Raw genomic sequence first — 25,983 nt, 5'->3', positions numbered from 1 at the left:
TTCGCTCATTAGGTAGTCAGGAGTCCCCGCCGCCGCTGAACCGCATGATCAGTCCCAGCGCGATGATGACGATGCCCCACGTCACGCCAAGCACCACCGTGAACCTGTTCAGGTTGCGTTCGGCGACGCCCGACGAGCTGAGGCCTGAGCTCATGCCGCCGCCGAACATGTCCGACATCCCGCCGCCCCTGCCCTTGTGAAGGAGGATGAGCAGCGTCAGCAGGAGGCTGGTGATGCCCAGGAGGATCTGCAGAATGACATGAAGAACGTCCACGACGGCCTTTCCGGAAGTTGGGGATTGCGGGAGTTGGGCGGACGGACTAGTCCGTCACCAAGTGACTCTCGAACCTGACAATATTAGCAAACTCGGCAGGATCCAAGCTTGCCCCGCCCACGAGCAGGCCGTCCACGTCGCGTTCCTTGAGGATTGCGGCGGCGTTGTTGGCCTTGACCGAGCCGCCGTAGAGCAGCCGCGTCCTGGCGGCAACATCGGCGCCGAACAGCGTCCCGAGCTCAGCGCGGATGGCGGCGCACATCTCCTGGGCGTCCTCCGGTCCGGCTACTTCACCGGTGCCGATGGCCCAGACGGGTTCGTAGGCGACGACCAGTTCGGCGGCCTGCTCGCCGCTAAGCCCGGCAACGCCGGCCCGAAGCTGCTCCAGGGTGTGGCTGACGTGGGTACCGGCCTGGCGGATCTCCAGGCCTTCACCGACGCAGAGCACGGGCGTGATGCCGTGCTTGAAGGCGGCCTTGACCTTGGCGTTGAGGACGTCGTCGGTTTCGTTGTGGATGGTGCGGCGTTCGCTGTGGCCCACCAGGACGTACTTGCAGCCCAGCTTGTTAAGGAACTGGCCCGAGATGTCTCCGGTGTACGCTCCCGAATCGAACTGGGAGAGGTCCTGCCCGCCGTAGGCAATGTCCAGGTCGTCGCCCTGGACAAGGGTCTGGACGCCGCGGAGATCCGTGAACGGGGGGAAGACAGCAACTTCGACCCGGCTGTAGTCGTGCTTGGCGTCCGAGAGGGTCCAGGCGAGCTTCTGCAGGAGGGTGATGCCCTGCACGTGGTCCATGTTCATTTTCCAGTTGCCCGCGATGAAGGGCTTGCGGTCGAAAGCGCCGTTCGTTGACGTAGTCACGTATTCTCCAAAAAGTTCTAGATATGTGTTCGGCCGGCAGGCTGCCGCGGGGCAACCTGCCGGCCGGAGGGACAGGTACTGCTGCCGGAAAGGCGTTAGCGGTCGAGGACGCTGAGCCCCGGGAGTTCCTTGCCTTCGAGGTATTCCAGGCTTGCGCCTCCACCAGTGGAGATGTGTCCGAACTGGTCGTCAGCGAAGCCAAGCGTGCGTACGGCCGCAGCAGAGTCGCCCCCGCCCACCACGGTGAACGCTTCGGTCTCAGTCAGCGCCTGGGCGATGGCACGCGTCCCGGCGGAGAACGCTTCGAACTCGAACACCCCCATCGGACCGTTCCAGAAGACCGTCTTGGCACCCTTGATCCGCTCGGCAAATGCTGCGGCGGACTCGGGGCCGATGTCCAGGCCGATGCCCTGGGCACCGAAGCTGCTGCCTTCGATGTTGTCCGCGGGGACAGTCTCATGGGCGGCATCGGCGGCGAACTTCTCCGCCACCACGACGTCCGTGGGCACCACGAATTCGGTGCCGGCGCCTGCCGCACGCTTGAGGTAGTCCTGGACCACCGGGATCTGGTCTTCCTCGAGCAGGCTGGAGGCGACCTTGTGCCCGGCCGCGGCGAGGAACGTGAACAGCATTCCGCCGCCCACCAGGATGGTGTCGGCCTTGCCCAGCAGGTTTTCGATGACTGCCAGCTTGTCGGAGACCTTGGAACCGCCGAGCACCACCACGTAGGGGCGCTGCGTGTCGGCCGTCAGCTTGCGCAGGACCTCCACCTCGGTGTGCACGAGGTCGCCAAGGTAGGACGGAAGCCGGGTGGCGACGTCGTACACGCTGGCGTGCTTGCGGTGCACCGCTCCGAAGGCATCGTCCACATAGGCGCCGTTGCCGCCAGTCAGGGCAACCAGCTCGTCAGCGAAGGCGCCGCGCTCGGCGTCGTCCTTGCTGGTTTCGCGGGCATCGAAGCGGACGTTCTCCAGGACAAGCACTTCGCCGTCCTGCAGGGAGGCTGCTGCTTCCTTGGCGGCACTGCCGACGGTGTCCGCGGCAAGGGTGGCTTTGAAGCCGGCCAGCTCCGCCAGGCGGGCTACTGCGGGGCGAAGGGAGTACTTGTCCTCAGGAGCGCCCTTGGGGCGTCCGAGGTGGGCTGTTACCAGCACGCGGGCACCGGCGTCCGTGAGCTTTGACAGCACTGGCAGGGAGGCCTTGATGCGGCCATCATCAGTGACTGTAGAGCCGTCGAGCGGCACATTCAGGTCACTTCGAACCAGAATGTACCGCCCGCGGACACCTTCAGCGATCAGTTCGTTGAGGGTGTGAGATGTCATGTGTCTAACCCTAGCCCAGCTTGGATGCGACAAGCTCCGTAAGGTCTACGAGGCGGTTGGAGTAGCCCCATTCGTTGTCATACCAGGAAACAACCTTGACCTGGTTGCCGATGACCTTGGTCAGGCCGGAGTCGAAGATGGAGGATGCGGGGTCGCCCACGATGTCGGAGGACACGATGGGCTCGTCCGTGTAGGTCAGGAATCCCTGCAGTTCCTCGGATTCGGCGGCGCGCTTGAGGGCTGCGTTGACTTCCTCCACGGTGGTCTCGCGGGAGACGGTGACGGTGAGGTCGGTGGCGGAGCCGGTGGGGACCGGGACGCGGATGGCGTAGCCGTCCAGCTTGCCCTTGAGCTCGGGCAGCACCAGGCCGATGGCCTTGGCCGCACCGGTGGACGTGGGAACCATGTTGATGGCCGCGGCGCGCGCACGGCGCAGGTCGCTGTGCGGGCCGTCCTGCAGGTTCTGGTCCGCGGTGTAGGCGTGCACGGTGGTCATGAGGCCGCGCTCGATGCCGAACTCGTCGTTGATGACCTTGGCCAGCGGGCCGAGGCAGTTGGTGGTGCAGGAAGCGTTGGAGATGATGTGGTGCGTCGCGTTGTCGTACAGGCCGTGGTTTACGCCCATCACGATGGTGATGTCCTCGTCGGACGCCGGGGCGGAGATCAGGACCTTCTTGGCGCCTGCATCAATGTGCTTCTGTGCAGCGGCGGCCTTGGTGAAGAAGCCGGTGGACTCGATGACGATGTCAACGCCCAGTTCCCCCCACGGGAGGTTGGCGGGATCGCGCTCGGCGAGGACCTTGACGACGTTGCCGTTGACGACGATGTTGCCGTCCTTGACCTCGATGGTTTCCTTCAGGCGGCCGCCGACGGAGTCGTACTTGAAGAGGTGCGCGAGTGCTTCGGGGCTGGTGAGGTCGTTGACTGCAACGATCTCCAGGTCCGCGCCCTGTGCGAGTGCTGCGCGGAAGTAGTTGCGGCCAATACGGCCAAAGCCGTTGATACCAATACGGGTCGTCACTTGTTCAGTCTCCTTGGTGCTTTCAAAAGCACAACTAGTTGAGCGGGCTATCAAGCCAACTAACAGATCCCGCACGCCATTGGGCAGAGATGATTTACATACGGAGGGCGACCAGCCTCATTGCTGAAGGCTAACCGCCTTCCGTGACCTATCTTACGTTTAACTGGGTCCGCCCCCGCAAGTGCGGGGGCGGACCGTCCACATCCCGGCCGTCATATGTCCGAAATGTGAAGTTTGTTACACCGCGGTGCGGCGGTGTTCACTACGGGAGGGTGATGAGCCCCGTGGCGTTGGTGCGCGCAGCCTCAAACCGCTTGGCGACGTCGGCCCAGTTCACGATGTTCCAGAACGCCTTGACGTAGTCGGCCTTTACGTTGACGTAGTCCAGGTAGAAGGCGTGCTCCCACATGTCCAGCATCAGCAGCGGGGTGGTGCCGAGCGCAACGTTGCCCTGCTGGTCGTACAGCTGCTCGATGACCAGGTTGCCGCCGATGGGCTCGTAGGCGAGGAAACCCCAGCCGGAGCCCTGCAGGCCCAGTGCCGCAGCGGAGAACTGCGCGCGGAACGCGTCGAACGAGCCGAACGCGTCATCGATGGCCGCAGCGAGTTCACCCTCGGGCTTGTCGCCGCCGTCCGGGGAGAGGTTGTTCCAGAAGACGGAGTGGTTGACGTGGCCGCCGGTGTGGAAGGCGAGGTCCTTGGAGAGCCGGTTGATGTTGGCGAAGTCGCCCTTCTCCCGGGCTTCGGCCAGCTGGGCCAGGGCGTTGTTGGCGCCGGCCACGTAGGCTGCGTGGTGCTTGCTGTGGTGCAGCTCCATGATCCGCGCGGAAATGTGCGGCTCCAGGGCGGCGTAATCGTAGCTGAGTTCGGGCAATACGTACTCGGTCACAAAATCCTCCAATATCGTGGACATTCGGTCCGGTTGGTAACTCTCGGATTATGCATCCGGGCGGCTGGCGCCCGGAATCTTTTTGATTCTATGGGGCTGTCACTCGTCCAGCATTTCAGGCGTCACATTGGCGTCCGTCCCGGGGATGCCCAGGTCCAGCGCACGTTTGTCCGCCATGGCCAGCAACCGGCGGATCCTTCCGGCAATCGCGTCCTTGGTCATCACCGGGTCCGCCAGGCGGCCGAGCTCGTCCAGGCTGGCCTGCTTGTGCGCCACCCGCAGTTCGCCGGCGTACTTCAGGTGGTCCGGCACGTCGTCGCCGAGGATTTCCAGGGCCCGGTCCACGCGCGCCCCTGCTGCCACGGCGGCCTGGGCGGAGCGGCGCAGGTTGGCGTCGTCGAAGTTGGCCAGGCGGTTGGCGGTGGCACGCACCTCCTTGCGCATCCGCCGTTCCTCCCACACCATCAGGGCGTCATGGGCACCCATGCGGGTCAGCAGCGCCGCAATGGTGTCGCCGTCCCGGATGACCACCCGGTCCACGCCGCGGACTTCGCGGGCCTTGGCCTGGATGTCCAGCCGGCGCGCCGCCCCCACGAGCGCCAGGGCCGATTCCGGTCCGGGGCAGGTGACTTCCAGCGACGATGAGCGCCCCGGCTCGGTCAGCGAGCCGTGCGCCAGGAAAGCCCCTCGCCACACCGCTTCGGCGTCGGCCGCTGAGCCGTTGACGACGGCGGACGGCAGCCCGCGCACGGGGCGGCCGCGGCCGTCGAGGAGGCCTGTCTGGCGGGCCAGCGCCTCGCCGTCACGCACCACCCGGACCACGTAGCGGCTGGCGCGCCGCAGTCCCCCGGCAGAAACGACGATGATTTCGCTCTGGTGGCCGTACACTTCGGCGATCGCTGCCCGGAGGCGCCGCGCGGTGGACGCCAGGTCCACCTCGGCCTCGATGACGATCCGGCCGGAGATGATGTGCAGCCCGCCCGCGAAGCGGAGCATGGCGGATACCTCGGCCTTGCGTACTGATGATTTTTTGATGTCCAGACGGGACAGTTCTTCTTTGACCGATGCTGTCAGTGCCATGGCACCTTCCTAACTGTTCCCAAAAACGTCGTGGTACGCCGTCGCCAGACGCAGGGGGTCGTGGACGGGACGGCGGCCCGACGCCCCTACTTTACCCAAGACCACCTCGGCGCCGATCATCCCGGCGGCTTTCTCGAACTCCTGCCGGTCAGGGACGGAGGCGGGATCTGCCAGGACAACGTCCACGCTGAACCCGGGGGCATATCTTCGCAGCACGTCAAGGTGGTCCGCGGCGGTCATGCCGGACGTTTCCTTGGTATCCGTGGCCAGGTTCATGGTGAGGCAGCGCTTCGCCGGCGTCTGGCACAGTGCCTCCCGCATCTCGGGCAGGAGGAGGTGCGGCAGCACGGAGGTGTACCAGGAGCCGGGCCCCAGGATGACCCAGTCCGCGAGCTCGATCGCGGTAAGTGCCTCAACGCAGGCGGGGGCGGCTCCGGGCAGGAGCCGCACCTCCTCCAGGGATCCCGCTACCGCGCAGCGCGCCTGGCCCCGGATGGTGTGCAGGGCGGAGCCGCCGTCAGGGGCGGTGATCCGGACGTCACCTTCGATGGTGAGCGGCACGGTGGACATGGGCAGGACCTGGCCGCGTGCTCCAAGGAGCGCGCCTGCCCACTTGAGCCCGGCGACGGCGTCGCCCAGCAGTTCCCAGAGGGTGACGATCAGCAGGTTGCCCATGGCATGTTCGTCCAGGGAGCCGCCCGGGCCCTTGCCGGGACGGAACCGGTGCTGCATGACGTCCCGCCAGGTGCGTCCCCAGTCAGTGTCGTCACACAGGGCGGCCAACGCCATGCGCAGGTCCCCCGGCGGCAGGACACCGTACTCCTCGCGCAGGCGCCCGGACGAGCCGCCGTCGTCCGCTACCGTCACCACCGCCGTCAGGTCCGAAGTGAGGAGGCGCAGCGCGGACAGCGACGCCGACAGGCCGTGGCCGCCGCCCAGGGCAACTACCTTGGGGCCTTTGTTTTGCTGGCCGCCCGCTGCTCCGGCGGGCGGAACCAGCGGCAGGGCCCCGGTGAAAAGCGACATTACTCCCGGCCCAGATCCCGGTGCGTGGTGGTCACCGTGACTCTGGGGAACTGTGCCAGTTTCTTGGAAAGCTCGACGGCGACGGCCACTGAGCGGTGCTTCCCGCCCGTGCAGCCCACGGCGATGGTGGCGTAGTGCTTGTTCTCGCGGCGGTAACCGTCCAGGACGGGCTCGAGGGCCATGACGTAGCGGTCCACGAAGTTCTTGACCCCTTCCGCCTCCAGGACGTAGTCGCTGACATCCTTGTCCAGCCCGGTGTGCGGGCGCAGCTGGGGCACCCAGTGCGGGTTGGGGATGAACCGGACGTCCGCAACGTAGTTGGCGTCAACGGGCAGGCCGTACTTGAAGCCGAAGCTCATGACGTTCAGCCGCAGGGCCACGGGCCCCGTTTCACTGAAGAGTTCGGTGATGGCGGTGGCAAGGCCGTGGACGTTGTAGCCGGAGGTGTCCAGGACGACGTCTGAGCTGTCGCGCAGTTCCTGGAGCAACTCCCGTTCGGCGGCAATGCCGTCGAGGATGCGGCCGCCGCCCTGCAGCGGATGCGGCCGGCGTCCCTGCTCGAACCGCCTGACCAGGACGTTGTCGCTGGCGTCCAGGAAGAGCACCCGGAAAGCCACTCCGCTGGAGGCCAATGCTCCCAGCGCGGCCCGGATGTCGGCGAACAGGCCCTTGCTGCGGACGTCGATGACCACCGCCAGCCGCGGAATGGACTGCGGGGCGTGGGACACAAGGTCGGCCAAGGTTCCGAGCATCTGCGGCGGAAGGTTCTCCACGACATACCAGCCGTGGTCCTCCAGCGCATCGGCAGCCGTGCTCCGCCCGGCTCCGGACATTCCGGTGACCACCAGCAGCTCCGCTTCGAGGGGCTTGACGGGCTGCAGCCCGTCCTCCCCGGCCCCGGATTCCGCCGTCGTCTCTGCCATTAAGTCCGCCCCGTTCCTGTTGTTGTCCTGCAGGCTGCCGCGTTGGCGGAAACCCCGTTCATTACCCTAGCCAAGTTTCAGGGGACTCCGCTAAGTTTCAATGATTTCGCCGGTGGTCATGTTGATGGCAGGGACAGCCGCAGCTTCCGGTCCGTCCGGCGCGAAGTGGTGCACGATCGCGCCGGCAAGGGCAGGGCCGATGCCCTTCGCCTGGGACAGCTCAGCCGCCGAGGCGGCCTTGACGCCCTTCACGGAACCAAAGTGGGCCAGCAGGGCTTTCCGTTTGGAGGCACCCAGTCCCGGTACACCATCCAGGGCGGACACGGTCATGGCCTTCCCCCGCTTTTGCCGGTGGAAGGAAATGGCGAAGCGGTGGGCTTCGTCACGGATCCGCTGCAGCAGGTACAGCCCCTGGGACGTCCTGGGGAGGATGACCGGGAAGTCGCTGTCCGGCAGCCACACTTCCTCGAGCCGCTTGGCCAGGCCCACCACGTAGACGTCGTCAATGCCGAGATCGGCGAGGGCACGGGCTGCGGCATTGACCTGGGGCTTGCCGCCGTCCACCACCACCAGGTTGGGCGGGTAGGCGAACCTGGCCCGCGGTGCAGGCGTGGTGGTATCCAGCAGGCCGGCCTGCGCTTCCTGTTCCTGTCCAGGCCCCTCTTCGGCCTCCGCCGGGACGCCGGCCAGGGCAGCCTCACCCACCTGCGCGGACTTGTCCTGCAGGTAGTGGCGGAACCGGCGGGTGAGGACGTCATGCATCGCGGCGGTGTCGTCCGCCGCTGCCGGTCCGGTGACCGAGAATTTCCGGTAGTCCGCTTTCTTGGGCAGCCCGTCCTCCACCACCACCATGGAGGCCACCACGTTGGTGCCCTGGACGTGCGAGACGTCGAAGCACTCGATCCGCAGCAGCGGCACCGGCAGGTCCAGTGCCTCCTGGAGCTCCTGCAATGCCTGCGACCTCACGGTGAGATCCCCCGCGCGCCGGGTCTTGTGAAGCTTCAGGGCGTGCTCGGCATTTTCGCGCACCGTGGACATCAACGCGGCCTTGTCCCCGCGCTGCGGGACCCGGACATCAACCTTTGCCCCGCGCAGTCCGCCCAGCCACAGCGCCAGTTCCTCGGTATTGCTGGGGGCGACGGGCACCAGGACCTCGCGCGGCAGCCTGCCATGGCTATCGCCGTCCTCGCCGTACACCTGTTGCAGGAGGTGCTCCACGAGGTCCGGGGTGGTGGAATCCTCCACCTTTTCAACTACCCAGCCACGCTGGCCGCGGATGCGGCCGCCGCGGACATGGAACACCTGGACCGCAGCTTCCAGTTCGTCTTCGTGCAGGGCGAAAATGTCGGCGTCGGTGTCCTCCGCGAGGACCACGGCGTTGCGCTCAAAGACTTTCCGCAAGGCGGTGATGTCATCGCGGACCCGGGCAGCACGCTCGTAGTCAAGCTCGGCTACTGCTTCCGCCATCTGCTTTTCCAGCTTCGCGATGAAGCGCCTGGCCTCGCCGCCCATAAAGGCGCAGAAGTCCTCAGCGAGTGCCCGGTGGTCTTCCGGGGAGATCCTTCCCACGCATGGGGCAGAGCATTTATCGATATAGCCCAGGAGGCAGGGCCGGCCGCTGGCCTCGGCGCGCTTGAACACCCCGGCGCTGCAGCTGCGGACCGGAAAGACTCGCAACAGGGTATCCATGGTCTCCCGGATGGCGCCTGCCGTGTAGGGGCCGAAGTAGCGGGTGCCCTTCCGCTTGTCGCCGCGCATCACCTGGACGCGCGGATACTTCTCGCCGACAGTGACGGCCAGGTAGGGGTAGGTCTTATCGTCACGGAACACCACGTTGAACCGCGGCTTGAATTCCTTGATCCAGGTGTATTCCAGCTGCAGCGACTCGAGTTCGCTGCCCACCACCGTCCACTCGACGCTGCTGGCGGCGTGGACCATGGCGTAGGTCTTGGGCAGCAGGCCGGCAGGGTTGGCAAAGTAGGAGTTCAGGCGGGAACGGAGGCTCTTGGCCTTGCCGACATAGATGACGCGGCCGTGCGCATCACGGAAGCGGTACACCCCCGGGTTGGTGGGAATCTCCCCCGTCTTGGGCCGGTAACTTGCTGGATTTGCCACTTATCCAGTCTACTGAGGCGCGCCGGGTGCCTTTGCCACCCGGCGGTCCTCGCGGCCCTTAAATCCGGCTGGAACCGGGGTTATTCCGTGGCCTTGCTCTGGTTGTAACTGGTGGAGCGTTCCTGTCCGCTGAGTTCGGCAATGGCGTCCATGATGCGGTCAGTCACTGCCCGCCGGGCCGGCAGCGAATGGTCCGGCCCGGTCTTGTCGAAGTACAGCGGCTCCCCCACTTTCATGGTGAAATGCTGCGGGCGTACCCCGCTCTCACCGGCGCGCTGGAGGTTTTCCGTACCGATAAGTCCAACGGGAATCACCGGTGCCCCGGTGGTGAGCGCCAGCCATCCCACGCCGGTGCGTCCCCGGTAGAGGATGCCGTCACGGGAGCGGGTGCCTTCCGGATAGATGCCGATTCCCTTGCCGGATTCCAGGATGTCCAGCAGCGTCTTGAGTGCCTGGACACTGGCGGCCTGCTCACCCCGCTCCACGGGAATGGAACCCACGGACTCGAAAAAGGCCTTCATGACCTTGCCCTTGACGCCTCCGGTTGTGAAGTATTCGGCCTTCGCGAAGAAGGCAACGGGGCGCGGCATCAGGGCCTGGACGATCACGCTGTCGAAGAATGACAGATGGTTCGGGGCGACGATGAACGGCCCGTCGGCAGGAACGTTTTCAAGGCCGACGACGGTGGGCCGGCAGGTGCTCGAGATCAGGCTGCGCGTGGTCCAGCGGACAGCATCAAACATTGCCATCGTTGGTCACCTCCCCCAGTGCCGCGGAGTGGATGGCCTGCATCTGCCGGAGAAGCTCCACCAGGCCCTCCGCGGTTTCCACCACGGCCACCGCACCGGCCTCCTCCAGCTCGCCGTCGGGCGCAAATCCCCAAGCCACGCCGATGCAGTCCAGGCCGTTGGCGATGGCCCCTGAAACATCCTGTGCCCGATCCCCCACCATCACGGCATGCTGCGTGTTCAGGTCCTTCAATGCAGCGGCGATGATCCCTGTCTTGCCGAGCGGAACCCCCTGCACCGCGCTTTCGTCATCCTCGGAGCCGTGGATGCCGTGGAACAACCCGTCGATTCCATGGTGTGCCAGCACAGTGCGGGCAAGGCGCTGCGGCTTCTGGGTGGCAACAGCCACCGGAAGCCCGGCTTCTGCGAAGGACTCCAGGACTTCACGGACGCCCGGGTAGATCCGGCCCTGCGCGATCCCGGTGGCGACGTAGTACTCGCGGTACAGGCGGATGACCTCGTCCAGCAGGTCCGCCGGCACGTTGGCCACATTCAGCAGGGCATCGCTGAGTTTCGGGCCGATCATCGCGTGGAGCAGGTCCTGCCCGGGAACGGGAAGCCCCATGGCGTTCAGGGCAAAGGAGATTCCGTCTGTTATTCCCCCGGCCGGATCGACAAGAGTGCCGTCCAGGTCAAAGATCACGGGCACTGTTGTTTGAGTCACCGGGTTAGTTTCTCACGACACCACTCATGCCTGAAACTCGCATACGCGCAGCGGCATACATTTGGATTACGTCAGGAGACCTCGCCGCGCTTCTACAGGATTTCAGCGAGGAACGCGGCTGTGTGGCTGGCAGTGGACTTGGCCAGCTCCTCCGGCGTTCCTGATGCCACGATCTGGCCGCCGCCGGAACCGCCGTCCGGCCCGAGGTCCACGATCCAGTCCGCGCTCTTGATGACGTCCAGGTTGTGTTCGATGGTGATCACGGTGTTGCCTTTGTCCACCAGCCCCTGCAGGACCATCAGCAGCTTGCGGATGTCCTCGAAGTGGAGCCCCGTGGTGGGCTCGTCCAGCACGTAGACGCTGCGCCCGTTGGACCGCTTCTGGAGTTCGGCGGCCAGCTTCACGCGCTGCGCCTCGCCGCCGGACAGCGTGGTGGCCGGCTGGCCCAGGCGGACGTAGCCCAGGCCAACGTCCACGAGGGTGTTGAGGTGCCGGGCGATGGGCGAGAAGGCAGCGAAAAACTCGGCGCCTTCCTCGATGGGCATGTTCAGCACGTCCGCGATGGTCTTGCCCTTGTAGTGCACCTCGAGCGTCTCCCGGTTGTACCGCGCACCATGGCACACCTCGCAGGGGACGTAGACGTCGGGCAGGAAGTTCATCTCGATCTTCAGCGTTCCGTCACCCGAGCACGCCTCGCAGCGGCCGCCCTTGACGTTGAACGAGAACCGGCCGGGCAGGTACCCGCGTACCTTCGCCTCAGTGGTTTCCGCGAACAGCTTGCGGATGTTGTCGAACACCCCCGTGTAGGTGGCGGGGTTGGAACGGGGGGTGCGCCCGATAGGGCTCTGGTCCACGTGGACCACCTTGTCCAGGTGCTCCAGGCCCTGGACGGTTTTGTGCCGGCCGGCTACCTGCTTGGCGCCGTTGAGCTTGTTGGCCAGCACCTTATAGAGGATCTCGTTGACCAGCGTGGACTTGCCGGAGCCGCTCACCCCGGTGACCGCGGTGAAGAGCCCCAGCGGGAACGCCGCGTCCACGTTCAGGAGGTTGTTCTCCCTCGCGCCCACCACCTTCAGCTCACGCTTTTTGTCGTACTTGCGGCGTTTCTTCGGGACTTCGATCTTCTTGCGCCCGGACAGGTAGTCGCCGGTGAGGGATGCGGTGTTCTCCAGCAGGTCCTTGTAGGAGCCGGAGTGGACCACCTGGCCGCCGTGCTCGCCCGCGCCGGGTCCGATGTCCACGATCCAGTCAGCCACGTGGATGGTGTCTTCGTCGTGCTCAACGACGATGAGCGTATTGCCCATGTCGCGGAGCCGGGTCAGGGTGTCGATCAGCCGCCGGTTGTCGCGCTGGTGCAGCCCGATGGACGGTTCGTCCAGCACATACAGGACACCCACCAGGCCCGAGCCGATCTGGGTGGCAAGGCGAATGCGCTGGGCCTCACCGCCGGAGAGGGTGGCGGACGGACGCTCAAGGTTCAGGTATTCCAGCCCGACGTCGAGCAGGAAGGTCAGCCGGGCCTGGATCTCCTTGAGCACCTGGTGGGCAATCTGCGCTTCCCGGCCCGTCAGGACAAGGTTGTTCAGGAACGCGGCGCAGTCACGCATGGGCAGGGCGGCGACGTCGGCAATGGACTTGCCGTTGATCAGCACCGACAGGGAGGCCGGGTTGAGGCGCGCCCCGTTGCAGGCCGGGCAGGGGATCTGCCGCATGTACTCTTCGTAGCGGTCGCGGGCCCAGTCGGAGTCCGTTTCGCCGTGCTTGCGGTGGACGTACTGGATGGCGCCTTCGAATCCGGTACTGTACTTCCGTTCCCGGCCGAAGCGGTTGCGGTACTGCACCACAACCTTGTGGTCCTTGCCGTGCAGCACGGTCTGGCGCACGTCCTTGCCCAGCTTCTCCCACGGCGTGTCCATGGAGAAGCCGAGTTCCTTGGCGAGGCCCTCCAGGAGCCTGTTCCAGTACTCAGTGGTGGCCGTGCCAAGCGACCACGGGGCGATGGCTCCCTCGGCCAGCGAAAGTTCCGGGTTGGGAACGATGAGTTCCTCGTCCACCTCCAGCTTGGTGCCGATGCCGCTGCAGGCCGCGCAGGCGCCGAAGGGGTTGTTGAACGAGAAGGACCTGGGCTCGATCTCGTCGATGGCAAGCGGGTGCTCGTTGGGGCAGGCCAGGTTTTCGGAGAAGGCCCGCAGCCGGCCGGGATCGTCCGCTTCAAGGTCCACGAACTCGGCAAGGACGCGGCCCTCGGCCAGGCCCAGCGCGGTCTCAATGGAGTCGGTGAGCCGCTGGCTGATGCCTTCCTTGACCACCAGCCTGTCCACCACCACCTCGATGGTGTGCTTGAACTGCTTGCCCAGCTTGGGCGGGTCGCTCAGCTGGACCAGGTTCCCGTCAACGCGCGCACGGGAGTAGCCCTTTGCGGTCAGTTCCTTGAAGAGGTCAACGAATTCGCCCTTGCGTCCACGCACCACCGGGGCCAGGACCTGGAAGCGGGTACCCTGGTCAAGCTCCAGCAGCTGGTCAACGATCTGCTGGGGAGTCTGCTTGGCCACCGGCTCGCCGCACACGGGGCAGTGGGGCCGGCCCACACGGGCCCAGAGCAGGCGCATGTAGTCGTAGATTTCGGTGATGGTGCCCACCGTGGAACGGGGGTTCTTGCTGGTGGACTTCTGGTCGATGGAGACCGCCGGCGACAGTCCCTCAATGAAGTCGACGTCCGGCTTGTCCACCTGGCCCAGGAACTGGCGCGCGTACGCGGACAGCGATTCCACGTAGCGCCGTTGGCCCTCTGCGAAGATGGTGTCGAAAGCCAGGGAGGACTTCCCGGATCCTGACAGCCCGGTGAAGACGATCATCGCATCCCGGGGCAGGTCGAGGTCCACATTCCGCAGGTTGTGCTCCCGCGCGCCCTTGACGACCAGGCGGGAGAGGTCCGGACGGTGTGGTGCGGCGGCGGGTGCTGCTGCGACGGAAACGGGGTGGACGGCTGTTTCTTCGGCTACGGCTTTAGGCACTCCCCTATGCTAATCGAAAACTTCTTCGAACATCCACGCGGGGGCGGTCAGCCGGCGTCGTAGGCGGCAGCCAGCAGCTTCACCGCCTCGGCGAACGTGGCGCCCTGCGCTTTGGCCGCGGCAGCGTAGGCTGCTGCGGCGGCCGAGAGCCCGCCGAGACGTTCGTCACGTGCGCACACCGTCGTCCCGTTCCTGCCGTGGGTGGCAACGATTCCGGCGGCTTCGAGCTCCTTGTAGGCGCGGGCCACTGTATGCGGAGCCACATCCAGGCGCTCGGCCAGGGCCCTGACGGCGGGCAGCCGGGTCCCCGGCGGGAGGGCTCCGTTGTCCACCTGGTGGATGACCTGGAGCCGCAGCTGTTCAAACAGCGCCACGGAGCTGGCAGTGTTCGGTTTCCATGTTCCGGGGAAGCCGGATGCGGGCATCAAAGGCCGGCCTCAAGGGCGTCCGCACGGCCGGGCCGGACGGAGAATTGAGCGTTGTGAAGCCGGGCGTAGTAGCTGTTGGCGGACAGGAGGCTTCGGTGTGTGCCCTGCTCGACAATGCGGCCGTGATCCATGACCAGAATTAGATCAGCGTTGCGGACGGTGGACAAACGGTGGGCTATCACGAAGCTCGTCCTGCCCTGCCGCAGGCGCTGCATTGCCTGGCGGATGAGGAGTTCGGTCCGGGAGTCAACCGAGCTGGTGGCCTCGTCCAGGATCAGGACAGCCCTGCCGGCCAGTTGTGCCCGGGCTATGGTGACCAGTTGCCGTTGGCCCTGGCTGAGGGGTTCCCCGCCGTTTTCCAGGACGGTGTCATAGCCGTCGGGCAGTGCCCTGACGAACCGTTCGACGTAAGTGGCCTCGGCGGCCGCCCTGATGCAGGCGTCCGTGGCGTCCGGCCGGCCGTAGGCAATGTTTTCCCTGATGGTGCCGGCGAAGAGCCACGCGTCCTGGAGCACCACCCCGAACTGCTCCCGGAGGCGGTCCCGGGGAATCCCGGCAATGTCCTGTCCTCCCATGGTTATGCGGCCCGATCCGGGCCCGTAGAACCTCATCAGGAGGTTCACCACAGTGGTCTTCCCTGCACCGGTGTGCCCCACAATCGCTACGGTCTGGCCCGGCTCGACGGAGAAGGAAAGGTTGCGCACCGCCGGGGCTGATTCCGGGTATCCGAAAGTCACGTCGTCAAAGACGATCCGGCCGCCGGCCAGGGCCGCGGTGGATCCCGCGGACGGCTCCGCGGGATCCTCCTCTGTGTCCAGGAGGTCGAAAACACGTGCAGCGGACGCGGCGCAGGACTGGATGAGGTTGAGCATCCCGCCGATTTGGCCCACCGGCTGGCTAAAGAGCCTGCTGAACTGGATGAACGCCTGGATCCCGCCGATGGTCATGGCGCCGGCAAGGACCTGGAGCGCGCCCACCACGGCCACGGCAATGTAATTGAGGTTGGACATCAGCACCATCAGCGGCTGGACCACACCGGCTGAATACTGGGCCCTGGTAGCTGCGCGCGCCAGCCGGCCGTTGCTTCCGGCGAATATTTCGGCGGCCTTGTCCTGGTGTCCGAAGGCTTTGATCACCTCGTGTCCGGTTATGAGCTCCTCCACGTGCGCGTTCAACTGGCCGGTTTCGGTCCACTGCCTCGCGAAGTGCGCCTGCGAACGCCGGGCCACGAGCACGGTGATCAGGGTGGACAGCGGAACAGTCGCCACCGCAATTGCGGCGAGCAGCGGCGAGATCCAGAGCATCATTGCCAGGGACCCGCAGAGCATGAGGAAGGACATGATCAGCTGGGTGAGGAGCTGGTTCAGGGCCTGGGCGATGTTGTCGATGTCATTGGTGGCGCGGCTCAGGACATCGCCCCGGGAGCGTTCCTGGAAATAGGTGGAGGGCAGGCGGTGGAGTTTGTCCTCGAGCGAGGCCCGCAAGTTGTACATGAGCCCCTGCACCGACCGGGCTGTCAGCGCTCCCTGGATCCAGTTGAACAGCGAGGCCAAGACGTACATCAGCGCCACCCCCGCCAGCAACAGGCCAAGCCGCCCCTGGTCAAGGGATCCCAGCACGACGCCGTCCACCACCACATCGGTGGCGTCACCGAGGTATTTCGGCGCGGCCACGTTGAGCCCCGCAAAGGTGCAGGTAGCCACCACGGCGCCCACCATGAAGCGCCTGAACGGGAGGAGCAGGCCAAGAAGCCGTCCAGTTGTTGGCCAAAACCTCCCTGGCACCCCTGGGGCAACGGCCGGAAGCGTCATGACCGGCCCTCCAGGGCCAGCTGCGAGTCCGCGATCTCCCGGTACGTGGGGGAAATCTCAAGCAGTTCGGCGTGCGTCCCCTGCGCCACCAGGCGCCCGCCGTCCAAGACCAAAATGCGGTCTGCGCTTTCCACTGCGGCAATCCGTTCCGCCACCACTATCACTGTGCTGGAGGCAAGTTCCGCGGCCAACGCCTGCCTCAACCTCGCGTCCGTGTCGTAGTCCAGCGCCGAGAAGCTGTCATCAAGAAGGTACAGCGGCACCTTCCTCAGCAGCGCGCGGGTGATGCACAAACGTTGCCTTTGCCCCCCGGACAGGTTGGTCCCGCCCTGGCCAACGGGGGTGGCAAGCCCCAACGGCAGCACGCTCATGAACCGCATGGTCTGGGCCGTCTCGAGGGCGCGCCAAAGCTCGGCGTCCGATGCGTCCGGTGCTGCCATCCGGAGGTTATCCGCGATGGTCCCCGAAAACAGGTGGGACTGCTGGGGGACTATGGACATGGCGGCACGAAGGGTGTCGAGCCGCAGCTCCCGGATGTCCGCGCCGTCGAGGGTGATGGTTCCTGCCGTCGGGTCGAGGAATCGCGGAATGAGGTTCAGCAGCGTGGACTTTCCGCTGCCAGTGGACCCCACGATGGCGGTGGTAGTGCCCGGAACGGCTGTGAAGCTGATGTCCGCGAGGACGGGGGCCTCCGCTCCGGGATAGGAAAAACCCACGCCTTTGAACTGGAGAACCCCCTGCCTGGCCGACGGATGCTGCGCGCCGCCCGCCGGCGCGGGAAGCAACAGACTGGGTTGCTGCGGGTCGCGCACGGAGGGTTCGGTATCAAGTACGGCGCCGATGCGCTCCGCGCACACTGCAGCCCGGGGCGCCGTCATAAGCACGTACATGGCCATCATGATGGCCAGGAGGATTTGCAGGATGTAGGCAATGAACGCGGCCAACGCCCCGATGTTCATCAGTCCGGCCTGGATCCGCTGCCCGCCGAACCAGACAACGGCCACGGAGGAAAGGTTCACCACCAGCATGACCAGAGGCAGCATTCCTGCCACCAGCAGCGCCGACTGGAGGTTGTTGGCCGTCAGGATGCTGTTGATCCGGGCGAAGCGCCGGACTTCGTGGTCCTGTCGGACAAAGGCCCGGATGACGTTGGCGCCCATGATCTGCTCGCGGAGGATGCCCCCTGCACGGTCGAGGTGTTCCTGCCCTTCGCGGTACAGCGGGATGAGGCGGCCCACGATGAGGTACATGATGATCAGGAGCAGGGGCACAATGACGATCACAACCGCGGACAGCGGCAGGTCCTGCTGGAGTGCCAGGACAATGCCGCCCAGGCCCATGGCCGGGCCGGCAACCAGCATGGTGAACACGAGGACCGCGAACGCCTGGATCTGCTGGGTGTCGTTGGTGGCCCGGGTGGCCAGGCTCTGGGTTCCGAAGGCCGCCACCTCCCGGGAGGACAATGACTGGATCTTGGTGAAGATCTCCGCCCGCAGCTGGTGCCCGATCCTCATGGCCGCCACAGCGGCGAGGTACCCCGCGGCGATGGCGGCAACGGCCTGGATTACGGCCAGCGCCGCCATGGTGATTCCCAGGCGCGGGATGACTGTGTGGTTTCCGGCAACGATGCCGTCATCGATGATTGCTGCGTTGACCGTGGGCAGCAGCAGGGTGGCCGCAGCCTGGACCAGCTGGAGGACTACGATGGCAGCCACATGGGCTTTGTGGCCCCCAAGCAGCCGGCTCATCAGTCCGATCAGCAACGTACCTCCAGTTGGGTCAGTCGGCGGAGGGAACAGCCTGCGGCGGCCTCTCCCCCATCAGCCACCCCGTCATTGTAGGCCAGATCACATTCCGGAGTTGTCACGCGTGTGACTGGAGTGTGAAGAGCGTCCAGCGGCCCGGTTCGTCACCGGTTCTTGCACCCCACGGCGAAGATCCTTCGAAAGGGAAAGACGGTGCCATGCCCCGTTTCTGGATACGCTTCCCGCAGCACGGCTGCGTACTCCGACTCGAATTCCGCCCCCTCCGCCGCGGAAAGGGCGGCAAGGACGGGGCGGAGCGCTGTGCCGCGGACCCATTCCAGGACGGCGTCCGTGCCGGCCAGCACCTGCAGGTAGGTCGTCTCCCAGGCGTCAGCCGAGAACCCGGCGTCGAGCATGAGATGAAGGTAGTCCGCAGGCTCGCCCACCGACTCGCCGCCCTGCAGCACCCCGCCGAGCTGCCGCACCCACCGCTGTGACCCCGCCAGCCCGCGCATCAACGCATGGGACGGGGCGTTGAAGTTCCCCGGGACCTGGAGCGCGAACCAGGCACCGGGGCGGAGGGCATCCAGCCAGGTCCGCATCATGTCCTGGTGGCCCGGCACCCACTGCAGGGCCGCATTGCTGACCACAACGTCGGTCTGCCCGGAGGGTTTCCACTCCGAAATGTCGGCCAGTTCGAAGCGCAGGGACGGGTTCCTTTCCGCCCGTCCGGCGGCTTTGGCGAGCATCTCTTCCGATGAGTCAAGGCCAACCACGTCGGAACCGGGCCAGCGGTCCGCGAGCGTGGCGGTCAGGTTCCCGGGCCCGCAGCCAAGGTCCACCACCTGGACGGGCCGGTCCGCCCGGACCCTGCCGGTCAGGTCGAAAAAGGGCCGGTCCCGGTAGTCTCCGAACTGGACATATTTCGCCGGATCCCACTTCATATCCATCTCCGCATTCTGGTGCCGTCTTCTGTATCGCGAAGCTTAACCCGGGCGGGGCGGAATCCCGGGCACGGCAGGGCACTAAGCTGGCAATCAATGAAACTCGTTGACCAGCTGCCCCATCTGCCCGCCTCCGTCCGTACTGTGGGTGTGGATCCCGACGACCTCTACACGCGGTTCGTTGAGTGGACGGAAAGCCGCGGACTGGCCCTGTATCCCGCACAGGACGAAGCCATTATGGAGCTGGCCACGGGGTCCAACGTCATCCTGGCCACCCCCACCGGGTCCGGAAAATCCCTCGTGGCCATCGCCGCCCACTTCCAGGCCATGGCCCAGGGCCAGCGGAGCTACTACACCGCGCCGATCAAGGCGCTGGTCTCCGAGAAGTTCTTTGCCCTGTGCGATATTTTCGGCGCCGAGAACGTGGGAATGATCACGGGCGATTCCGGCGTGAACCAGGATGCGCCCATCATCTGCTGCACGGCCGAGATCCTGGCCAACACCGCTCTCCGTGAAGGCGCAGCCGCGGAACTCGGCACGGTGATCATGGACGAGTTCCATTTCTACTCGGACCCGCAGCGCGGCTGGGCGTGGCAGGTTCCCCTGCTGGAACTCCCCCAGGCCCAGTTCCTCCTGATGTCCGCCACGCTGGGGGACGTCAGCCGGTTCGAGGAAGGCCTGACAACGTTGACGGGCCGCGCCACCACCACGGTGAGCTCCGCGGAACGGCCCATTCCGCTGCATTACTACTACCACGAGACCCCCGTGCACGAGACGCTGGAGGAGCTGCTCTCCACCAGGCAGGTGCCGGTCTACGTGGTGCACTTCAGCCAGGTCGAGGCAATTGACCGCGCACAGACGCTGATGAGCATCAACGTCTGCACCCGCGAGGAGAAGGACAAGATCGCAGAGCTGATCGCCAACTTCCGGTTCGCCGCCGGTTTCGGCAAGACCCTGAACCGGCTGGTCCGCCACGGCATTGGCGTGCACCATGCGGGCATGCTGCCGAAGTACAGGCGGCTGGTGGAGCAGCTGGCCCAGGCGGGGCTGCTGAAGGTCATCTGCGGCACCGACACCCTGGGCGTGGGAATCAACGTGCCCATCCGCACTGTCCTGCTCACGGCACTGAGCAAGTACGACGGCGTCCGCACCCGGCTGCTTAACTCCCGTGAGTTCCACCAGATTGCGGGCCGGGCCGGGCGGGCAGGTTACGACACCGCCGGGACCGTGGTGGTCCAGGCACCCGAACACGTGACGGAGAACGTCAAGGCAATGGCCAAGGCCGTGGCCAAATTCGGTGACGACCAGAAGAAGCTGCGCCAGGTGGTGAAAAAGAAGCCGCCGGAGGGGTTCGTCAGCTGGGGCGAGCCCACGTTCAAGCGGCTCGTCGAATCGGTGCCGGACCCGTTGACGTCAAGCTTCACGGTGACGCACGCAATGTTGATGAACCTGATGGAACGGCCCGGGGACCCGTTTGCGGCGGCCCGACGCCTCCTGACGGAAAACCACGAGACCCGGTCCTCCCAGCTGCAGCTCATGAAAAAGGCACTGGGCATCTACCGCGAACTGCTCGCGGCCGAGGTGGTGGAGCGGATCCCTGCGGAAGAGCAGGGACCCGACGGCCGGACCGTCCGGCTGACTGTCCACCTCCAGCCGAACTTCGCACTCAACCAACCGCTGTCCCCCTTCGCACTGGCCGCACTTGAACTCCTGGACCCGGAGTCGCCGTCGTACGCCCTGGACGTGGTGTCCGTGATCGAGGCGACCCTGGAGAAGCCGCGGCAGATCCTGTCCGCCCAGCAAAAGAAGGCCCGCGGCGAGGCGGTGGCCGCCATGAAGGCCGACGGCATCGAGTACGACCAGCGGATGGCCATGCTCGAGGAAGTGTCCTACCCCCAGCCCTTGGCGGAGATTCTCGGGGAAGCCTTCGAGGTGTACCGGAAGGCCGCGCCCTGGGTGGGCGATTTCGAGCTTGCCCCCAAGTCCGTGGTCCGGGACATGTACGAGCGTGCCATGAACTTTGGCGAGTTCGTGCAGTTCTACGGGCTGGCCCGTTCGGAGGGGATAGTCCTGCGCTACCTCGCGGACGCCTTCAAGGCCCTGCGGCAGACCGTTCCCCAGGACATGCTGCGCGAGGATTTGGAGGACCTGGTTGCCTGGCTCGGCGAGCTGGTCCGCCAGGTGGACTCCAGCCTCCTGGACGAATGGGAGGAGCTGGCCTCGGGCGCCGCCCCGACACCGCACGACGCGCCGCCGCCGCCCCCGCCGTCGCTCACGTCCAACATCCGGGCCTTCCGGGTGATGGTGCGCAACGAACTGTTCCGCCGCGTTGAGCTGTTCGCCGACGAGGACGCGGCCGCGCTGGGGGAACTCGACGCCGCAGCCGGCTGGGGCGCCGAGCGCTGGGAAGACGCCCTGGACGACTACTTTGACGAACACGACGACATCGGGACCGGGCCGGACGCCCGGGGACCGGCCCTGCTCATCATCACGGAGGAAAAGGACCGGTGGAAGGTCCGGCAGATCTTCGACGATCCCGCCGGCAACCATGACTGGGGGATTTCCGCCGAGGTGGACCTGGCTGCCTCAGACGAAACCGGAACGGCTGTGATCAGGGTGACTGAGGTCAACCGGCTCTAAACGCTGCCAGCGCCTGCCGGGTGCCGGCGGTAAGCTCGAACAATGAGTGTAATCCGCCCCGCAACCCCGCAAGACGTACCCGCAATCCTCCGGATGATCCACGAACTGGCGCACTACGAGAAGGAACCTGACGCCGTCCGGAACACCCCCGGGATGCTGCAGCAGGTGCTGTTCGGAGAGAACCCGCGCGTGTTCGCTGCCATGGCAGAGAACGGGGCCGGCGAAGTCCAGGGGTTCGCTTTGTGGTTCCTGAACTATTCCACCTGGGAAGGCGTGCACGGCATCTACCTGGAGGACCTTTACGTGAGCCCGGAAGCCCGCGGCGAAGGACACGGAAAGGCCCTGCTCCAGCACCTTGCCGCCATCGCCGTGGAGAACGGCTACGCCAGGGTGGAGTGGAGCGTCCTTGACTGGAATGAGCCGTCCATCAACTTCTACCGGCGCCTCGGCGCCAGGCCCATGGACGGCTGGTCCACGTTCCGGCTCACCGGCCAGGCCCTCGAACAGTTCGGCAGTGCCGTCCCCGCCCCTGCCAATGGCTAGTGCAGGGATGCCATCGCCGGCAGGCCCGGCGGTCCGGGCAAGGCATGAGGTAAGGGCGAAGCACCAGTTCCGCGGGATGCGGACCACGGAGCACTTTTTCACAGTGCCGCTGGACCATTCTTCCCCCTCGGGCGAAACAATCACCGTCTTTGCCCGGGAGTACGTTTCGGCCGCGCACAGCGAGAACCAGGCCGCGGGTCTTCCGTGGCTCCTGTTCCTCCAGGGCGGTCCCGGCGGGCGCGGCAACAGGTTTGGCTCGCTGGGCGGCTGGAGCAAAGCGGCTGCCAAGGACTTCCGGATCCTCATGCTGGACCAGCGCGGAACGGGGCTCTCCACGCCTGCGGACCGGAACACCCTGCCGCTGCGGGGGTCCGCAGCGGACCAGGCCGCGTACCTGGAGCATTTCCGTGCGGATTCCATCGTGGCCGACGCCGAGCTGATCCGGGATGCCCTGGGGGCGGGCCCGTGGACGGTGTACGGCCAGAGCTACGGCGGCTTCTGCGCACTGACGTACCTGTCCTTTGCACCGGAGGGCCTGAAGGAGGTCCTGGTGACCGGCGGCCTTGCGCCGCTGACCGGCCCGGCCGATGACGTCTACCGGGCTACGTTCCAGCGCGTTGCGGCCCGCAACGCCGAGTACTTCGGCTGGTACCCGGAGGACCGGGACATGGTTGACCGGATTGCCCGCCACCTTAGGAGCACCCCGGAGTTCCTTCCCGACGGCGGCCCGCTCACCGTGGAGCGCTTCCAGATGGTGGGTTCCTTCCTCGGCGGCAATACGCGCGTGGACAGCCTGCATCACCTGCTGGAGGACGCCTTCACGGAAACAGCGGAAGGCACCCGGCTCTCGGATGCCTTCCTGGACCAGGTGCAGGGCATCGTATCGCGCCGGTCCAATCCCCTCTACGCGCTGATGCATGAATCCATCTACGGCCAGGGGCAGGCGACCGGCTGGTCCGCCTGGCGGGTACTGGCGGACTACCCGGAGTTCCGGCCGGACGCCGAGCCGCTGCTGCTGACGGGCGAGATGGTTTATCCGTGGTACTTCGAACAGGACCCCGCGCTTCAGCCCCTCCGGGACGTGGCGGACCTGCTTGCAGCCAAAACGGACTGGAAGCCGCTCTACGATGTTGCCCGGCTGGGGGCCAATACCGTTCCGGCGGCGGCCGCCGTCTACTCGGACGACATCTATGTGGACCGGAAACTCTCCCTGGAAACAGCGTCCGCGGTGCGCGGGCTGCAGGTATGGGAGACCGGCGACTTCCACCACGATGGCATCGCCGACGACGGGGAGGCGATCTTCGCCAGGCTGCTGGGTATGGCCAGGTCAGGCGGGCGCTGACGCGCGCCGGCCGGCCACCATAGTCACGAACGCCGCGGCCAGGACGGCTGCGCCCACCACGCCGCCCAGCAGGTTCAGGCCCAGGTAGCCGATCCAGCTGAGGACCAGGCCCGACACCGCCCCGCCCACGGCCCCCGCTGCACCCATGAGCATGTCCGAAACCCCCTGCACCACTACACGGGAGTCCCGGCCGACGCTCTCGGCAAGCAGGGTGGAACCGGACACCGTGGCCGCGGACCAGCCCAGGCCCAGCAAAACCAGGCCTGCCGCCACCGCCCCCGTGGATGCCTGGCCGAATCCGGCAACAGCTACGGCGGTGATCAGCAGGGTGAAGCCAATCATGATGGTCTGCGCCCTGCCGGCCTTGTCCGTCAGCCAGCCCATCACCGGCGACAAAGCGAACATCCCGGCGATGTGCAGCGAAATGGTGAAACCGATGATCACCAGGACGTCACCGGACGCCGTGTGGCCCGCGTGGCTCGCGCCCGGCCCTTCGACCAGTTCCTGCAGGTGGAGTGGCGTCATGGACATCACGCCCACCATCACCGCGTGGGCCCCGACGACGGCGGCCACTGCCAGGAGCGCGGTCCGGGAGCCGCGGATGGCCCGGAGCCCGCGGACCAGCGAGCCGCCGTCGCGCTTTGCCTGCCCGTTGGTGCCTGCCCCCGCGCCGCTGCCCTCCGGTGCTGCCGGCGTTTGTTGTGCCGTGCCGGGGGCGCCGGTGCGCGCCTGCTGCGGCGCAAGTTCCCTGGCCAGCAGCAGCGGATCCGGCCGCAGGCCGGTAAAGAGCAGGACGTTCGCCAGGAGAAGCCCGGCTCCGGCAATTACGAAAGGCCCTGCCACCGGCGGAAGGCCCAGCGCCTGTCCCACCACGGTGCCGGGCTGGATGAGGTTGGGTCCGGCGACGGCGCCAACGGTTACGGCCCACACCACGGCGGACAGGGCCCTGCCGCGGTGCTCCGGGTCCGCAAGGTCGACGGCGGCGAAGCGGGCCTGCAGGCTGGCGGCGGTACCCACACCGATCCCGGCTGCGCCGAGCACCAGCAGGACGAAAAGGCCGGACACCACCGCGAGCACCATCAGGACCGTGCCTGCGAGGGCCGCGGACAGCCCGGCCACCTGGCCGATCCGGCGTCCCCGGCGGTCCGCCAGCGAGGCAAGCGGCAGGGCAGCCAGGGCTGCGCCGAGGGTCATGACCGTGGCGACGGCGCCGGCCCAGGCACTCGATCCGGACAGTTCGACGGCGAGGATGGACCCGATCGAAACCGTGGCACCGGTGCCGATTCCGCCAAAAATCTGGGCCGCGCTCAGCAGCACCACCGTGCGCCGCTGCACGAGGCGCACCTGTTGGTCCGATATCAGGGTGGGGGCCATGGTCCGAGCATAGTCCCCCCATGCGCCTCCTGCAGAGGGGATTTAAAGCGACAATCCCGGCCGCAGGATACGGCCGGGATTGTCCGGGTCAGGAGGACCAGGGACGCCTACTCGGCGTCGCTGTGGCTCCTCCGGACGTCCTCCTCGAGGCGGGGGTCCAGGTGCGCTTCCTTGGCCTTGGAGCTGACCAGGCTGGCGACCACCGCGATGACGATGGTGCCAACGATGACGCCCAGGGAAACGAACGTGGGGATTTCGGGGGCCCATTCAATGTGCTGCCCGCCGTTGATGAACGGAAGCTCGTTGACGTGCATGGCGTGCAGGACCAGCTTGACGCCGATGAACGCGAGGATGAAGGAGAGCGCGTGCTTCAGGTAGATCAGGCGGTTCATGAGGCCGCCGAGCAGGAAGTACAGCTGGCGCAGGCCCATCAGGGCGAACAGGTTGGCCGTGAACACGATGAAGGGGCTCTGGGTGAGGCCGAAGATTGCGGGGATGGAGTCGACGGCGAAGAGCAGGTCCGTGAGGCCGATGGTGATGAACACGATCAGCATGGGGGTGAAGACCTTCTTGCCGTTCACGGTGGTGCGCAGCTTGCCGCCGTCGAACTTCTCGGACATGGGGATGACCTTGCGGATCTTGGCGATCAGCGGGTTCTCCCGGTCTTCTTCGTCTTCGCCCTCGTCCTGGGCCTGCTTCCATGCGGTCCAGAGCAGGAACGCGCCGAAGATGTAGAACACCCAGCTGAACTGCTCGATCACGATCGCGCCGAGCAGGATGAAGATGCCGCGCAGGATCAGGGCGATGATGATGCCCACCATCAGCACTTCCTGCTGGTACTTCCGGGGCACGGAGAACCTGGCCATGATGATGATGAAGACAAACAGGTTGTCGATGCTGAGGCTGTATTCCGTCACCCAGCCGGCGACGAACTGGCCGCCGAATTCCGGGCCGGTGAAAGCGAACATGGCGCCGGCGAACACCAGGGCCAGAGTGACGTAGAAGGCCACCCAGAGTCCGGCTTCCTTCATGGAGGGTTCGTGCGGGCGGCGGACCACCAGGAGAAGGTCGGTCAGGAGGATCAGGCCAAGGACGACAAAGGAGCCGACCTCAAACCAGACGGGCAATTCGAGCACAGGGTAGCCTTTCGCAGGGTACAGAGATGCGGTGTAAGTCTC

The 25,983-nt window shown here is 66.1% G+C and carries 21 protein-coding genes; 3 read left to right on the top strand and 18 right to left on the bottom strand.

Annotation, left to right across the window (positions count from 1 at the left end):
* Positions 1–16 precede the first annotated feature (16 nt).
* From secG to ACQ3DC_RS08065, 16 genes are all read right to left on the bottom strand, one after another.
* The gene (secG, locus tag ACQ3DC_RS08140) at positions 17–274 is read right to left on the bottom strand and encodes a preprotein translocase subunit SecG (protein ID WP_104997906.1); all 258 of its coding nucleotides are present in this window, start codon (positions 272–274) and stop codon (positions 17–19) included.
* A 46-nt stretch (positions 275–320) separates the two neighbouring features.
* Positions 321–1,136 carry a triose-phosphate isomerase gene (tpiA, locus tag ACQ3DC_RS08135; protein ID WP_430751968.1) on the bottom strand — a complete coding sequence of 272 codons (816 nt, stop codon included), beginning with the start codon at positions 1,134–1,136 and terminating at the stop codon, positions 321–323.
* Positions 1,137–1,231: 95 nt separating this feature from the next.
* Positions 1,232–2,458, bottom strand: a complete 1,227-nt coding sequence (locus ACQ3DC_RS08130) for a phosphoglycerate kinase (RefSeq protein ID WP_157242366.1) — start codon at positions 2,456–2,458, stop codon at positions 1,232–1,234.
* Positions 2,459–2,468: 10 nt separating this feature from the next.
* Positions 2,469–3,479, bottom strand: coding sequence for a type I glyceraldehyde-3-phosphate dehydrogenase (gap, locus tag ACQ3DC_RS08125; RefSeq protein ID WP_321216181.1), 1,011 nt, complete (start codon positions 3,477–3,479; stop codon positions 2,469–2,471).
* A 262-nt stretch (positions 3,480–3,741) separates the two neighbouring features.
* Positions 3,742–4,368, bottom strand: a complete 627-nt coding sequence (locus ACQ3DC_RS08120) for a superoxide dismutase (protein WP_188808970.1) — start codon at positions 4,366–4,368, stop codon at positions 3,742–3,744.
* A 99-nt stretch (positions 4,369–4,467) separates the two neighbouring features.
* Positions 4,468–5,448: a DNA-binding protein WhiA gene (gene whiA / locus ACQ3DC_RS08115; RefSeq protein WP_015937022.1), complete on the bottom strand. Its 981-nt coding sequence runs from the start codon at positions 5,446–5,448 to the stop codon at positions 4,468–4,470.
* Positions 5,449–5,457: 9 nt separating this feature from the next.
* On the bottom strand, positions 5,458–6,474 hold the full coding sequence (locus ACQ3DC_RS08110) for a gluconeogenesis factor YvcK family protein (RefSeq protein WP_321216180.1): 1,017 nt from the start codon (positions 6,472–6,474) through the stop codon (positions 5,458–5,460).
* Positions 6,474–7,397: an RNase adapter RapZ gene (gene rapZ / locus ACQ3DC_RS08105; protein ID WP_157242370.1), complete on the bottom strand. Its 924-nt coding sequence runs from the start codon at positions 7,395–7,397 to the stop codon at positions 6,474–6,476. The genes ACQ3DC_RS08110 and rapZ overlap by 1 nt, the downstream gene beginning before the upstream one ends.
* Before the next feature lie 90 nt (positions 7,398–7,487).
* Positions 7,488–9,512 carry an excinuclease ABC subunit UvrC gene (gene uvrC / locus ACQ3DC_RS08100; RefSeq protein ID WP_430751967.1) on the bottom strand — a complete coding sequence of 675 codons (2,025 nt, stop codon included), beginning with the start codon at positions 9,510–9,512 and terminating at the stop codon, positions 7,488–7,490.
* 80 nt (positions 9,513–9,592) lie between these two features.
* Complete coding sequence (locus ACQ3DC_RS08095; RefSeq protein WP_321216178.1) at positions 9,593–10,261, bottom strand: lysophospholipid acyltransferase family protein; 669 nt, start codon at positions 10,259–10,261, stop codon at positions 9,593–9,595.
* The gene (locus ACQ3DC_RS08090) at positions 10,248–10,964 is read right to left on the bottom strand and encodes an HAD hydrolase-like protein (protein ID WP_430751966.1); all 717 of its coding nucleotides are present in this window, start codon (positions 10,962–10,964) and stop codon (positions 10,248–10,250) included. The genes ACQ3DC_RS08095 and ACQ3DC_RS08090 overlap by 14 nt, the downstream gene beginning before the upstream one ends.
* Before the next feature lie 92 nt (positions 10,965–11,056).
* Positions 11,057–13,978 (bottom strand): excinuclease ABC subunit UvrA, encoded by a 2,922-nt coding sequence (gene uvrA / locus ACQ3DC_RS08085; protein ID WP_321216176.1) that lies wholly within the window; start codon positions 13,976–13,978, stop codon positions 11,057–11,059.
* A gap of 47 nt (positions 13,979–14,025) precedes the next feature.
* Positions 14,026–14,403, bottom strand: coding sequence for a GntR family transcriptional regulator (locus tag ACQ3DC_RS08080; RefSeq protein WP_157242372.1), 378 nt, complete (start codon positions 14,401–14,403; stop codon positions 14,026–14,028).
* Positions 14,403–16,217, bottom strand: a complete 1,815-nt coding sequence (locus tag ACQ3DC_RS08075; RefSeq protein ID WP_323057194.1) for an ABC transporter ATP-binding protein — start codon at positions 16,215–16,217, stop codon at positions 14,403–14,405. Before ACQ3DC_RS08075 ends, ACQ3DC_RS08080 begins: the two co-directional genes overlap by 1 nt.
* Entirely contained in the window at positions 16,214–17,965 is a 1,752-nt protein-coding gene (locus ACQ3DC_RS08070) for an ABC transporter ATP-binding protein (RefSeq protein ID WP_197432525.1), read from the bottom strand. The genes ACQ3DC_RS08075 and ACQ3DC_RS08070 overlap by 4 nt, the downstream gene beginning before the upstream one ends.
* A 161-nt stretch (positions 17,966–18,126) precedes the next feature.
* Positions 18,127–18,906: a trans-aconitate 2-methyltransferase gene (locus ACQ3DC_RS08065; RefSeq protein ID WP_157243221.1), complete on the bottom strand. Its 780-nt coding sequence runs from the start codon at positions 18,904–18,906 to the stop codon at positions 18,127–18,129.
* A 96-nt stretch (positions 18,907–19,002) separates the two neighbouring features.
* Between ACQ3DC_RS08065 and ACQ3DC_RS08060 the strand changes: the two genes are divergently transcribed.
* The 3 genes from ACQ3DC_RS08060 to ACQ3DC_RS08050 are packed head-to-tail and all read left to right on the top strand — an operon-like array spanning position 19,003 to position 23,431.
* Positions 19,003–21,546, top strand: a complete 2,544-nt coding sequence (locus tag ACQ3DC_RS08060) for a DEAD/DEAH box helicase (protein WP_321216173.1) — start codon at positions 19,003–19,005, stop codon at positions 21,544–21,546.
* Between the two features lie 42 nt (positions 21,547–21,588).
* Positions 21,589–22,089 carry a GNAT family N-acetyltransferase gene (locus tag ACQ3DC_RS08055; RefSeq protein ID WP_323057195.1) on the top strand — a complete coding sequence of 167 codons (501 nt, stop codon included), beginning with the start codon at positions 21,589–21,591 and terminating at the stop codon, positions 22,087–22,089.
* Positions 22,090–22,096: 7 nt separating this feature from the next.
* The gene (locus tag ACQ3DC_RS08050) at positions 22,097–23,431 is read left to right on the top strand and encodes an alpha/beta fold hydrolase (protein ID WP_321216171.1); all 1,335 of its coding nucleotides are present in this window, start codon (positions 22,097–22,099) and stop codon (positions 23,429–23,431) included.
* Here ACQ3DC_RS08050 and ACQ3DC_RS08045 read toward each other — a convergent pair.
* Together ACQ3DC_RS08045 and ACQ3DC_RS08040 are read right to left on the bottom strand one after the other, a co-directional pair.
* Entirely contained in the window at positions 23,417–24,805 is a 1,389-nt protein-coding gene (locus ACQ3DC_RS08045) for an MFS transporter (protein ID WP_430751965.1), read from the bottom strand. The two genes, ACQ3DC_RS08050 and ACQ3DC_RS08045, sit on opposite strands and share 15 nt — an antisense overlap.
* Before the next feature lie 107 nt (positions 24,806–24,912).
* The gene (locus tag ACQ3DC_RS08040; protein ID WP_321216170.1) at positions 24,913–25,941 is read right to left on the bottom strand and encodes a TerC family protein; all 1,029 of its coding nucleotides are present in this window, start codon (positions 25,939–25,941) and stop codon (positions 24,913–24,915) included.
* Between the last annotated feature and the right edge of the window lie 42 nt (positions 25,942–25,983).

The organism is Paenarthrobacter sp. NEAU-H11 (assembly GCF_050573415.1).
Lineage (GTDB): Bacteria > Actinomycetota > Actinomycetes > Actinomycetales > Micrococcaceae > Arthrobacter.
Note: the sequence above shows the minus strand (reverse complement) of the source record. Positions and strands in the feature narration are given on the sequence as shown.

Excerpts from the sequence above, each read along its gene's own strand:
- whiA (WP_015937022.1), bottom strand. The coding sequence starts at position 5,448 with ATGGCACTGACAGCATCGGTCAAAGAAGAACTGTCCCGTCTGGACATC.
- ACQ3DC_RS08070 (WP_197432525.1), bottom strand. The coding sequence starts at position 17,965 with ATGAGCCGGCTGCTTGGGGGCCACAAAGCCCATGTGGCTGCCATCGTA.
- ACQ3DC_RS08075 (WP_323057194.1), bottom strand. The coding sequence starts at position 16,217 with ATGACGCTTCCGGCCGTTGCCCCAGGGGTGCCAGGGAGGTTTTGGCCA.
- rapZ (WP_157242370.1), bottom strand. The coding sequence starts at position 7,397 with ATGGCAGAGACGACGGCGGAATCCGGGGCCGGGGAGGACGGGCTGCAG.
- ACQ3DC_RS08080 (WP_157242372.1), bottom strand. The coding sequence starts at position 14,403 with ATGCCCGCATCCGGCTTCCCCGGAACATGGAAACCGAACACTGCCAGC.
- ACQ3DC_RS08060 (WP_321216173.1), top strand. The coding sequence starts at position 19,003 with ATGAAACTCGTTGACCAGCTGCCCCATCTGCCCGCCTCCGTCCGTACT.
- ACQ3DC_RS08095 (WP_321216178.1), bottom strand. The coding sequence starts at position 10,261 with ATGGCAATGTTTGATGCTGTCCGCTGGACCACGCGCAGCCTGATCTCG.
- ACQ3DC_RS08055 (WP_323057195.1), top strand. The coding sequence starts at position 21,589 with ATGAGTGTAATCCGCCCCGCAACCCCGCAAGACGTACCCGCAATCCTC.
- ACQ3DC_RS08110 (WP_321216180.1), bottom strand. The coding sequence starts at position 6,474 with ATGTCGCTTTTCACCGGGGCCCTGCCGCTGGTTCCGCCCGCCGGAGCA.
- ACQ3DC_RS08130 (WP_157242366.1), bottom strand. The coding sequence starts at position 2,458 with ATGACATCTCACACCCTCAACGAACTGATCGCTGAAGGTGTCCGCGGG.
- ACQ3DC_RS08050 (WP_321216171.1), top strand. The coding sequence starts at position 22,097 with ATGCCATCGCCGGCAGGCCCGGCGGTCCGGGCAAGGCATGAGGTAAGG.
- ACQ3DC_RS08065 (WP_157243221.1), bottom strand. The coding sequence starts at position 18,906 with ATGAAGTGGGATCCGGCGAAATATGTCCAGTTCGGAGACTACCGGGAC.
- ACQ3DC_RS08045 (WP_430751965.1), bottom strand. The coding sequence starts at position 24,805 with ATGGCCCCCACCCTGATATCGGACCAACAGGTGCGCCTCGTGCAGCGG.